The organism is Paenibacillus sp. FW101-FHT12H11 (assembly GCF_058790355.1).
In genome coordinates, this window is record NZ_JBYTCO010000011.1 from 331,499 (window position 1) to 343,011 (window position 11,513).

The 11,513-nt window shown below is 46.3% G+C and carries 12 protein-coding genes and 2 tRNA genes; 4 read left to right on the plus strand and 10 right to left on the minus strand.

The features are described from left to right. Window positions 1-19: 19 nt before the first annotated feature. The 8 genes from AC3WTJ_RS31520 to AC3WTJ_RS31555 form a co-directional block, all read right to left on the minus strand. Entirely contained in the window at window positions 20-1,231 is a 1,212-nt protein-coding gene (locus AC3WTJ_RS31520) for an ATP phosphoribosyltransferase regulatory subunit (RefSeq protein WP_492525046.1), read from the minus strand. Between the two features lie 232 nt (window positions 1,232-1,463). After that, window positions 1,464-1,940 carry an acyltransferase gene (locus AC3WTJ_RS31525; protein WP_127458376.1) on the minus strand — a complete coding sequence of 159 codons (477 nt, stop codon included), beginning with the start codon at window positions 1,938-1,940 and terminating at the stop codon, window positions 1,464-1,466. Beyond that, window positions 1,937-2,596 carry a pyrophosphatase PpaX gene (ppaX, locus tag AC3WTJ_RS31530; protein ID WP_492525047.1) on the minus strand — a complete coding sequence of 220 codons (660 nt, stop codon included), beginning with the start codon at window positions 2,594-2,596 and terminating at the stop codon, window positions 1,937-1,939. Before ppaX ends, AC3WTJ_RS31525 begins: the two co-directional genes overlap by 4 nt. Beyond that, window positions 2,574-3,551, minus strand: a complete 978-nt coding sequence (gene lgt / locus AC3WTJ_RS31535; protein WP_407870208.1) for a prolipoprotein diacylglyceryl transferase — start codon at window positions 3,549-3,551, stop codon at window positions 2,574-2,576. The genes ppaX and lgt overlap by 23 nt, the downstream gene beginning before the upstream one ends. A 42-nt stretch (window positions 3,552-3,593) precedes the next feature. Beyond that, complete coding sequence (hprK, locus tag AC3WTJ_RS31540; protein WP_145668175.1) at window positions 3,594-4,535, minus strand: HPr(Ser) kinase/phosphatase; 942 nt, start codon at window positions 4,533-4,535, stop codon at window positions 3,594-3,596. Between the two features lie 192 nt (window positions 4,536-4,727). Further along, window positions 4,728-5,849, minus strand: a complete 1,122-nt coding sequence (locus AC3WTJ_RS31545) for an ABC transporter ATP-binding protein (protein WP_157323753.1) — start codon at window positions 5,847-5,849, stop codon at window positions 4,728-4,730. 113 nt (window positions 5,850-5,962) lie between these two features. Further along, entirely contained in the window at window positions 5,963-7,078 is a 1,116-nt protein-coding gene (locus tag AC3WTJ_RS31550; RefSeq protein WP_315955110.1) for a PucR family transcriptional regulator, read from the minus strand. Window positions 7,079-7,208: 130 nt separating this feature from the next. Further along, window positions 7,209-8,060: a C40 family peptidase gene (locus AC3WTJ_RS31555; RefSeq protein ID WP_492525048.1), complete on the minus strand. Its 852-nt coding sequence runs from the start codon at window positions 8,058-8,060 to the stop codon at window positions 7,209-7,211. Window positions 8,061-8,295: 235 nt separating this feature from the next. Here AC3WTJ_RS31555 and AC3WTJ_RS31560 point away from each other — a divergent pair, with 235 nt between their 5' ends. The 4 genes from AC3WTJ_RS31560 (at window position 8,296) to AC3WTJ_RS31575 (ending at window position 11,246) form a co-directional block, all read left to right on the plus strand. Then, complete coding sequence (locus AC3WTJ_RS31560) at window positions 8,296-8,688, plus strand: hypothetical protein (protein ID WP_492525049.1); 393 nt, start codon at window positions 8,296-8,298, stop codon at window positions 8,686-8,688. A gap of 6 nt (window positions 8,689-8,694) precedes the next feature. Beyond that, window positions 8,695-9,291 carry a gluconate 2-dehydrogenase subunit 3 family protein gene (locus AC3WTJ_RS31565; protein WP_492525050.1) on the plus strand — a complete coding sequence of 199 codons (597 nt, stop codon included), beginning with the start codon at window positions 8,695-8,697 and terminating at the stop codon, window positions 9,289-9,291. Beyond that, on the plus strand, window positions 9,288-10,850 hold the full coding sequence (locus AC3WTJ_RS31570; RefSeq protein WP_492525051.1) for a GMC family oxidoreductase: 1,563 nt from the start codon (window positions 9,288-9,290) through the stop codon (window positions 10,848-10,850). The genes AC3WTJ_RS31565 and AC3WTJ_RS31570 overlap by 4 nt, the downstream gene beginning before the upstream one ends. Before the next feature lie 93 nt (window positions 10,851-10,943). Next, the gene (locus AC3WTJ_RS31575) at window positions 10,944-11,246 is read left to right on the plus strand and encodes an MTH1187 family thiamine-binding protein (RefSeq protein ID WP_127458386.1); all 303 of its coding nucleotides are present in this window, start codon (window positions 10,944-10,946) and stop codon (window positions 11,244-11,246) included. Window positions 11,247-11,357: 111 nt separating this feature from the next. On the opposite strand, the gene AC3WTJ_RS31580 is transcribed toward AC3WTJ_RS31575, so the two are convergent. Next, window positions 11,358-11,430, minus strand: a tRNA-Lys gene (locus AC3WTJ_RS31580). A gap of 9 nt (window positions 11,431-11,439) precedes the next feature. Continuing rightward, window positions 11,440-11,513 (minus strand) — tRNA-Tyr (locus AC3WTJ_RS31585).

Genomic DNA, 11,513 nt, shown 5'->3' on the forward strand with positions numbered 1-11,513 from the left:
TTCCTGCTTTTTGTTTGCCTTATTGCGCTAACAGCGCTATGACTTCCTGATATGCGATGCCACGCACCTCATAAGTACCGTCTTCTTTCGCAAGTCGTGCCTTCGACCAAGCTGCTGGATCGTCCACCAGCTGCGTAATTACCACAGCCGTCTCCTCGCTGCCCCGCTTAGCTTTGGCTAGTTGGAGCGCTTCTTCACGATGCTCAGCATCGTAAGCAATCAACACGCGCTTAGGTGTCGCTACAGCTTCTCCGCCGTTCACTTCCAGAATGCGGTTCGTCTTCAGCGCAAAACCCGTCGCAGGCGCAGGCCGCCCGAACTGGCTCAGCAGATTATCGTATCTGCCACCGCTGCACACAGGGAAGCCAAGGTCTGCTGCATATCCTTCAAATGTCATGCCTGTATAGTAGGAGAAATCTCCAATCATCGTTAAATCGATAACAACGTGTTCGCTTACACCATAAGCTTTCAGAACATCCCACACTTCACATAGGTGTCGAATCGCATCCTGCGCGATAGGGTGCTGAGAGACCATCCGAGCTTGCTCGCAAATTTCATCTCCGCCTCTAAGCCTTAACACGCCGATTAGCTCCCGCTCCACCTCTGGCGTAAGGGCAAGTGACTTGATGGCTTCACGATATCCGACATAATCACGAGCGAGCAAATGTTCCTTCAAGCTCAGCTGAGCATCACTGCGGCCTTCCAGTGTTTCCTGGAACAATCCATTCAAGAAACCTACATGGCCGAGCGCAATTTTGAATGTTCCAACCCCAGCCGCTTGCAGCGAAGCAACCGCCAAGGCCACAACCTCGGCGTCAGCCTCTGACGAAGCATCCCCGATGAGTTCAACACCTGTTTGGTAAAACTCGGAATCCCGTCCTGCTTCCTCCTCTATCGCGCGAAACACGTTCGAATGATAGGATAAACGCAATGGGAACGCATGTTCCTTCAATAGAGATGAAGCTACACGTGCAATAGGAGCTGTCAGTTCAGAACGCAATACCAGCGTTTGACCTTTGCGATCTAACAGTTTAAAAAGCTTCTTATCTTCCGTGGAGCTTGCCACCCCAACGGTATCGTAATATTCAAGTGTAGGCGTTAGGATTTGGTTATATCCCCAGCGTTCCATACAAGCCAGTACACGGTATTCTATGTTGCGCAGCTTCGTGACCGCTTCGGGCAAGTAATCCTTGACCCCTAACGGCTTTTCAAATACTTTTGGCTTTGACACCGTCTCACCTCAACATCTATAAATTCAGTTCTATTTTTCTTTCTCGTTACTTTATCGCGTTAACGTGCTACCATACTACCAAAATAAAGAATGTACGGCTATTTTATCACGTAACCCTAGGACCGTCAATTGCCTCTTTCACTAGTTCCCTACATTTACAAGTTCTTTACGTTGGCAAAGAAAAAGAGCTGTACAGCTCAATAGCTCACAACTCTTATTTCTCAATTTGAAATTAACGTATGGTTTGCAACGGATTTCCTGCGACAAAACTATGCGGGGCTACATCTTTGTGCACGACCGAACCTGCGCCAATGATTGCGTAGTCCCCAATCGTTACACCTGGTAGAATCGTCGTATTCGCCCCCACCATCACATGGGACCCAATATGAACATCGCCAAGCCTATATTCCTTAGTCAAATATTCATGAGCCAATATCGTCGTGTTATAGCCAATAATCGTATTATTGCCAATATGTATCTTCTCTGGAAAAAACACATCCACCATGACCATCAAGGCAAATGCTGTGTGTTCCCCTACCGTCATCCCAAGGATATGCCGATAGATCCAGTTTTTCATCCGCAGCGAAGGCGAATATCGCGTAATCTGGATGAATACGAAATTGCGAATCGCCTTCCATTTGCTGACGGTATGATAGATTTGCCACAAAGCATTAGGACCCTCTACCGGGTACCTGTCCGTTTTTCTCAATGAGCATCCACATCCGACGCGAGACCCACGATAGGCAGCAGATCGAACATATCGTCAATCAGGTGATCCGGACTATATTCCTCCAAGTAAGAGCGGCCTTTCCATGACCATGTCACGCCAACTGATATGACACCCGCATTTTTCGCGGCTTCAATGTCATAATGGCTGTCTCCCACCATCACGGCTTTATCCGGCGTTCCTCCCAGCACCTTAAGTGCAGCGAGAATGCCTTCCGGGTGCGGTTTCGCTTCCTTCACATCTTCTACTGTTACGATCGTGCTCACGAACTCGTCTAGTCCGCACAATTTCAGGCCCATTAGCGTGGTTTGTCTGATTTTGCTTGTTACAATGCCGATCTTGATCCCATTCTCATGCAATTTCTTCATAACCGCTCTCACGTTAGGGAACTCTCTAACAAGCTCATCATGTTTGGACAGGTTGAATGTTCGATATTTCTTGATTAGCTCTTCCACTTCTTTTCTTCCTGTAAAAAACTCCATTTGCTCGACAAGCGGCCGCCCCATATTCGGAATGATTAACTCCCGGCCTACGGGTTCTGGCGTCTCGCCTTCCAAACTATGCAAAAAGGATTGCACAATCAGTTCATTAGTATCCACAATGGTGCCATCCAGGTCAAACAGTACGGTTTGAATCATAATCTGCTCCTTTATCTCGCTGCTCTTGATCTTGCACTACGCTATTTTTATCTACTATTTTTGAGGAAACAATCGGGTCCGCGTAACGAACAGTGGCATACCCTTTTTTCCTTCTAACGATAATTAAAATGGCCATTCCTACGACAAGCAAAAGCGCTAACAGCTGCGAGAATCTCACATTGCCGCCATACGTCATTACACCCGGCTCAAAGACAACTTTCATCGGAGACCAAAGTGCATTAACAAAGGAAGCCAGCCATGCAGGACCTGTGAAATCCAAACTATCCGTGCGCAAGCCCTCAATGAAGAATCTTCCTATGGAGTACCAGATGAAGTAACCGAAGAAGAGCTCTCCAGCCCGTAAGAATGGTCTGCGGCGAAGCCATAGAAGCACACACAATCCTACAATGTTCCACAAAGATTCATACAGAAACGCCGGGTGATAAAACGTGCCTTCAATGTTCATTTGATTCACAATAAAATTAGGCAAATGCAGCGTGTCGCGCAGGAATGACTCCGAAACAGGGCCCCCATGTGCTTCCTGATTCATGAAATTGCCCCAACGCCCAATCGCTTGGCCAACGATTAAACCTGGCGCGCAAATATCTGCAATCCGCAAGAAACCGTAGCCTTTTGCTCTAACGTAGAAATACACACCGATAATGGCGCCGATTAACGCCCCGTAGATGGCGATCCCACCGTGCCAGATCATGAAAATTTCAGCCAAGTTATTCTTATAATCCGACCACTGGAAGGCCACATAATATATTCTTGCCCCAACAATGGCAGAAGGCACGCCAATCAGCAACAAATCCATGAAAAAATCAGGAATAATCTTGAATCGTTTTCCTTCTTGAATGGCCAATAGTAGCCCGATTAATGCTGCTGTACCTAAAATAATGCCATACCATCGGACATGAATCGGTCCAAGGGAGAACGCAACGCTTTCTAACATAGTTTCACTCCTTCAGATGTTAACTATCTTTCTAGCCAGATCTCAATCAAAATCCTCATAATCTTCGTTCAGCGATTCCGTCAGTTTATTCGTAAACTGCAGCGCCGCGTTGTATCCCATTCGCTTCAAACGATAGTTCATCGCTGCCACTTCTACGATAACCGCTAAATTTCGTCCTGGTCGTACTGGAATCGTTACGAGCGGCAAATCGGTGTCAATAATGCGTGTGAGCTCCTCATCTAAGCCTAACCGATCATACTGCTTGTCCTGCTGCCAATTCTCCAATTTGACCACGACAGATATTTTCTTCACATTACGAACCGCCCCAGCTCCGAACAATGTCATCACATTGATAATACCGACTCCGCGGATTTCGAGCAAATGCCGGATCAATTCCGGCGCGTTTCCTGTCAGCACTTTATCTCCGTTTTGGCGTATTTCAACGGCATCATCAGCAATTAAGCGATGCCCTCGTTTTACAAGCTCAAGCGCTGTTTCGCTTTTTCCGATCCCGCTGCTGCCTGTAATCAGCATACCGATCCCATAGACATCGACAAGAACGCCATGAATCGTCGTGCTTGGCGCTAATTTATTTTCTAAAAAACCTGTTAATCGGCTTGCGAAAATGGTTGTCGACATTTGACTGCGAAGCACGGGAAGATCACGTTTTGTCGCTTCTTCCAACAGCTCCGTTGGAATATCCAGCCCCCGTGTCACGATGATGCAAGGTGTTTCCTCCGGAGCGCATAGCTGCTCTACCCGGTTTCTGCGAACACCTGTCGTTAACATCTCCATGAAGGTGATTTCTGTCTTCCCTAGCATTTGGATACGTTCTCTCGGATGATAATTGAAATAACCCGCCATCTCGAGACCCGGACGGTACAAATCTCCGGTTGTTATCGCACGTTTGAGCCCAGATTCACCTGCAAGAACCTCCATATGGAGTTGTTCCACTAACTCGGAAACCTTCACCTTTTTGGCCATCGTCCTATCTCCTCTGCGTTTTGCCTGAGCAAAACCTGCTTCATCTGCTCATACTCATTTCTATCCAATAGTTTCATCGTAAAGGAATACGAAAATGAAATCAACTAAAGTGTTCGCAAACTTCCTGTTTCTCCCCAAACAGCAAAAAAGCCAGCCGATTAGGGCTGGCCTTTCAGTTCCTTCAGATCCAACTTATTTCGCTAAGATGGACAAAGTGGATTCTTTATCGAAGAAATGAACTTTGTTCATATCCAAAGCTAATTTCACGTTTGTGCCTTCTTTGATTCCGGAACGGCCATCTACACGTGCGATAACTGTGTTAGCGCCGATACCGTTCAGGTACAAGTACATTTCGTGACCCAAGTTCTCAGTCAATTCAACGTTTACGTTGAATACTGTGTTAGGGGAAGCTTCCAAGAATACTGGCTCTTCGTGAATGTCTTCTGGACGAACTCCCAGAATCACTTCTTTCCCAACATATCCTTTGTCTTTCAGTACTTGAGCTTTACCAGCTGGTACTTCAACGTTAACAGAACCTGCTTTGAAGAAGATTCCGCTTCCTTCTTGCGACAGTGTGCCTGTCATGAAGTTCATGGATGGGGATCCGATGAAGCCCGCAACGAAGATATTCACTGGGAAGTTGTAGATTTCTTCAGGTGTAGCTGCTTGTTGAATGATACCTTTATCCATAACAACGATGCGATCGCCCATTGTCATTGCTTCGATTTGGTCATGCGTTACGTAGATTGTCGTAACACCAAGACGTTTTGTTAATTTTGTGATTTCCGCACGCATTTGTACGCGAAGTTTCGCATCCAAGTTGGAAAGCGGCTCATCCATTAAGAATACTTGTGGCTCACGAACGATCGCACGACCCAAGGCAACACGTTGGCGTTGACCACCGGAAAGAGCTTTTGGTTTGCGGTCCAACAAGTGAACGATATCCAAGATTTTCGCTGCTTCGCGAACGCGAGCATCGATATCAGCTTTTTTGAATTTACGAAGTTTCAAACCGAATGCCATGTTTTGATAAACAGTCATATGCGGGTAAAGGGCATAGGATTGGAAAACCATCGCGATATCGCGGTCTTTAGGAGCGACATCATTAACTAGGCGGTCTCCGATGTAAAGTTCACCCTCAGTGATTTCCTCTAATCCTGCGATCATACGAAGAGTTGTGGATTTTCCGCAACCGGAAGCTCCAACCAATACGACGAACTCTTTATCTGCAATTTCAAGATGGAAATCTTTAACTGTAGATTCTTCTGCACCAGAATATCTTTTAACGATATGATTTAAACGTACGCCTGCCATGTGTTCATTCCCCCTACGGTTTATCGATGTACACTACTTGTTCATCAACTTTTGACTATACTCATCTTACCCCACGAAGCCCGGACTGACTATGCACAATACCTACAAAAAAATCACTTTCTTTTCGTTACTTTGTACAATAATAGTGCAAGTCTCACTAATACCGCATGATTAAACGTTCGGACATCCAGTCCGGTCTCATTTTTGAACTTGTCCAATCGATATAATAGCGTGTTCCTATGAATATAAAGCTTCTTCGCGGTTTCACTAACATTGCAGTCTAGTGTGAAGAAATGCTCAAGGGTTGTAACCGTCTCTGCGTCCAACGCATGGTCGGTGCCGCGCAGCACCTGCTCCAGGAATTCCGCTTTCTCCTCTTCCTCAATAAGGTGCAGCAGCTTTTCCAAACGAAGCTCCCAACGAAGATGAATGAAGCTGCCTACGTGGAAAGAGCGGCCCAGCATGATCGTTTCCCTTAGTTTGAGAATCGTAGCAAACAACGATTTCGCGGGTTTCACCGGATAATCGATGGCTAGATGGCATTCTCCCACCCACTCATTCGCGAGCATTTCATATAAACCTGAACCCAGGGCATCTAGAATTTGTTCTACACTTTCTTCTTCGTCACCCTCGCGCTCCTCGCTTCCGCTAGCTAGCAAACCTTCCGGCGCTAGAATCAGCCATTCTTTATCCATGAGAGGAATCAGAATAATCTCCGATTCAAAGAAAGATTCCAGCAGCTTCTTTAGCTCCGCGTAAGAAACGCTCTGGCTTTGAGAGTAATCCCCGTATAAAAGCAGCGGAATTTTCGTTGAATACAGAGAGGATTGTGAAGCAAGCGCATCTGGAAGCTCCGCATAAGTCGAACCGAGTTCCATCTGCTGTAGCAGCCAATCCCTTAACTGATGAGCTCTTCTTTCATCTTCAGACAGATAAATGCCACGTTGTTTCTTTTCCTGTGTTTGTTTGGACTCAACTGTCATTTCAACGAGTTTGCGCTCAGATGCCGTCAGCTTGGCTCCAGCTATCTGTAAAACGCGTATATCCTTATGTTCCTTAGCTAAATAAAACAACACATCTTGCCCACGTTCAATACTTCGACAAAAGCTCGCCGGGTGTTCGGCTTGTTCTTCGGATAAGTGCAACCAATCTGCTTCAGAGATCAAACCAATGTGCATAGGTGTCTGTAAAACCGCTTCCAAACGTTCTTTTATGCGCTCCCAATCCATCTGCGTCTCTCCTTAGTCCTAGCTTTCTTCTATCTCTATCTCCCTATTGTACCATATCTGGCAGGTTTCATGGAAAAGAACCCTTCTGCAACTAGGCTGCATAAGGGTTCCATTGATTGTAGCTATTCTTCTAGTTTAAAACCCGACGTGCCGTCACATAATGATCCGCCCACCACTCTTTGTTAATCGAGGTGAATTTCACGCCGCCTTCACCATACGTATGGATCATCATGCCATCCCCTACATAAATCCCGACATGTCCAATATTTTTACCTGAATCCACAGTTGTAAAGAAAACTAAGTCGCCGGTCTGCAAATCGCTTTTGCTGACAAACTTACCTTCTTTTGCTTGATCGCGAGATACCCGCGGCAGCGTGATGTCGTACTCAGCAAATACGGTTTTCACAAATGACGAGCAATCCATCGTTTTGGTTTGTCCATATTTCGCACCAAAAACGTAAGGTGTACCCAAGTATTTCTGAGCGGTCAAAATAAGTTCAGCTTTCAACCGATCCTTGGAGGAAAGAATACTTTTCCCGCCAATGAAACTGCTCTTATAGTCATTTACGCTACGAGTGACGACTTCGTCTTTGCTTTGGGAAGACATAACCATTTTCCCTTGACCGACATAGATTCCAGCAAAAGATGGATTCTTACCACTGCCAAAGAACAAGACGTCACCTGGTTCCGCTTTGGACATATCCGTGATTGTCTTTTTATTCAATTTAAATTGATCCGCAAGCGTTCTTGGAATCGAGTATTCCAGCGTTTGATAGACATAATAAATCAAGCCCGAGGAATCAAACCCCGCACCAGGCGTTTCGCTACCTTTGGAATAGTCGACTCCTACCATTTTCTTCGCTAGTGAAACTGCATCCATATCATCATTAGCGGCGTATGCGGAAATAGCTGTTGTTGCTGACAGTGCAATCGTTACCGCTGCCGTTATTCCAACTGTGCGTCTTGCAAGAATCTTTATCATCTTAAATCCTCCAGTACGTATTTGTTAGTAGATATGGAAAAGTCCATTTAATCTAGTACAAGATTACCATGTCTATGAAAAGACTTTCATTCCTAAAATGTTTCCTTACACACACATGATTGGTAATGCTAACAAATCTTTCATCCGTACTTCATTAAGGACAACATGCTCATAAACTTCGTTTTTTTGGAAATAATTGTACAAGGGATATTCGTCCTATAGGGAGGTACTACATATGGTTTGGACGCAATGGTCTTTGGACCGAGTCATTATACTCTTGATCGGGGTCGCCTATCTCCTCTTATGGATTCAAGTGACTTTATCGCACTATCGTCAAAACTTTCATAAGAAAATAATGTGGAGTCCAGTCATTCTGTCTTTTCTTATCAGTTTTGTCTCCATTCTGTGCACGCTGGTCAATCGCCATGGTTGGTATACGGCTGTGCATCTCATCTTTTGGCTTGGGGTCCTTCAAGGATTAATCGGCTTTGCTTTTCATCTAAGTGGTGTAAGTAAAAGAGTAGGCGGCTTTGCTTTACGAAATTTTCTCACAGGACCGCCGGTGCTGATGCCTCTACTATTTTCTTTTTTAAGTATTCTTGGCCTTACTGCCATTTATGGAGGTTGATTGACGATGACAAATTATAGCTATTATCCGACTTATAACGTCATGGATGAGCAAAAGGAATGGGATGCCAACACTCGGGCTATCGTAAATGCACGTTTACAGCGTGAAACCATGTATCAATTCCTCACACAGGTAGAGGCAGAAACATTGCGGTCTTGGTGTTCGCTGCTTATGGATGATAATCGAGGTGAAGTCATTCAGTACGTCCTCTGTCATATCGACGAGGTTCTCACACAGGACAAAGGCGAGGGGCAGCGAAAAATCAATGTCCCCCCTTCGCGCACGCTTTTACGTCAAGGGCTTAAAGCCATTGATGAAACTGGCTGGATTGACAGCAGCAAACCTTTTTTTCAACTGGATGAGACGTCACAGCGACACATTATGTTGCAAATCAGCAGCGGCAGTTACCCTCTGACAGAAAATTGGGACGGCGTCCCGCAGAAAGCTTTGTTTCAAAAACTGCTGAAGCTTAGTGTCGAGGCTTATTATTCTCATCCTTTGGTATGGTCGGAGATCGGGTTTGGCGGTCCTGCCTATCCGCGTGGTTATGTTCGCGCAGAAACAGGCCAGCTTGACCCCTGGGAGGCTGTGAAGGAGCAATGAAAAGGAGATACGAGCAAGACGAGGTTGATATCTTAATCGTGGGAGCAGGCGCCGCTGGCGGCGTTCTGGCCAAAGAACTGAGTGAAGCCGGTCTCAGTGTCGTTGTATTGGATGCCGGACCTTGGCGAGATCCTCAGAGGAACTTTGCCAGTGACGAGTTGAGCATGCGGCAGTTGGGTTGGGAAGATACCCGGCTTGTAGACGGGACAGTTCCACTAGGCATGGGTTACTCTAACTCGGGACGGGGAGTCGGCGGGGGAACGCAAAACTTTACGGGCGTTTTCTTACGGTTTCATGAATCGGATTTCAAAACCAAATCCATCGATGGTGTAGGAGAAGACTGGCCCATTCATTACAAAGATCTTGAACCTTACTATAATCGGATTGAAAAAGAAATTGCTGTTTCCGGACCTAAACACTTTCCATGGGGCAACTTTCGGGGGCCTTATCCCTATCCGGAGCGAGACCCTTTAAGTCCCAACGCCTATCTGTTTCAAAAGGGCTGTGAAGCACTCGGCATTCAATCCGCTGTTACTCCGCTTGCCATTCTATCTGCTCCCTTTGATGGTCGTCCTCCCTGCATCAACCGCGGTTTCTGCATCCAGGGCTGCATGCCGAATGCCAAATTCAGCACCTTGACCGTACACATCCCCAAAGCTGTGAAAGCCGGGGCAGAGGTTCTTCCCGATTGCATGGTCACTCAGATTGAAGTTGACGCAAACGGTCATGCCAGCGGTGTGCTCTTCGTCCATCAGGGAACGGAGTACCGGCAGCGTGCCAAAACGGTTATTTTATGCGCACATGCCGTCGAAACGCCTCGTCTGCTGCTTCATTCCGCGTCGCCGCAATTTCCAGACGGTCTAGCTAATTCTAGCGGATGGGTAGGCCGTGCAATTATGACGCATAGCAGCAACGATGTGTATGCCAAATTTGAGCAAGAGGTTCGTTTATACAAAGGCACTCCAGTGCTAGCATCTACTCAGGATTTCTATGAGACGGATCCTCGGCGTGGTTATGCTCGCGGCTATACGATTCATTCTCATGGTTCCAGACCTATAGATATGGCCGAAGGGATCAGCAAATCGACACAAGATCCTCTTTGGGGATCAGGGCTAAGACAAGCTATGCTTAACTACAATCACTACGGACGGCTCACGATGGTTGGGGAGGTTCTTCCTCAATGGGACAACCATATCTCCTTATCTGACGAAAAAGATGACTACGGCATGCCACGTGCCGCTGTCACCTTTAATTACGGAGATAATGATTGCAAACTCATTGATCACGCCGTAGACAACATGCAGCTGATCCTCAAAGCAGCTGGAGGCGAAATTGCCTTCATTGTACCGGATACGCAGCATTTCATGGGCGGATGCCGCATGGGAAATAACCCGGCTACATCCGTCGTCAACACGTTCGGCCAAAGCCATGATATACCGAACCTTTTCATTTGCGATGCAAGTCTCTTCGTGACCTCCAGCGGCTGCAATCCGACCAACACGGTTATGGCCCTTGCTGCAAGGACTGCAGATTATATTATTGAACTTGCAAGCATTTGAGGCAGCGGTGCTCTATCGTTTAGTTGCATCTCCTATATTCCAACATCTACAATAGAACATAGCAGGTAAGACGAAAGGAGCGCATCAACATACATGGCTATTGCAGAATTCACGATTATCCCAATCGGGACAGCTACAACAAGTCTTAGCGGATACGTGGCTGATCTTCACAAAGAACTAGAAAAACACGCGGATATTACCTTCGAAATGACACCCATGGGAACTATTCTGGAAGGCTCCTTAGATCGAATTCTAGAGGTAATTCGCGCTGTACATGAGGTTCCTTTCACGAATGGCGCACAGCGTGTATCCACCTCCATTAAAATCGACGATCGCCGTGATAAAGCGGCCTCCATGTCTCAAAAAATGCAGTCGGTTGCTGAAAAGTTGAAATAAAAGAAGCATCCCTCGCCAGGGATGCTTCTTTGTATTAAGAGCAGTTAAAAGTAATCGGTATTATAAAAACAAAAAAAGACCCTTGCGGCCTTATGTGTTTACTTATAAAAGTGAGCCATGTAGGACTCGAACCTACGACACCCTGATTAAAAGTCAGGTGCTCTACCAACTGAGCTAATGGCTCTTAGGGAAATGGAGGCTGATGGATTCGAACCACCGAACTCGGAGAGAGCAGATTTACAGTCTGCCGTGTTTAGCCACTTCACT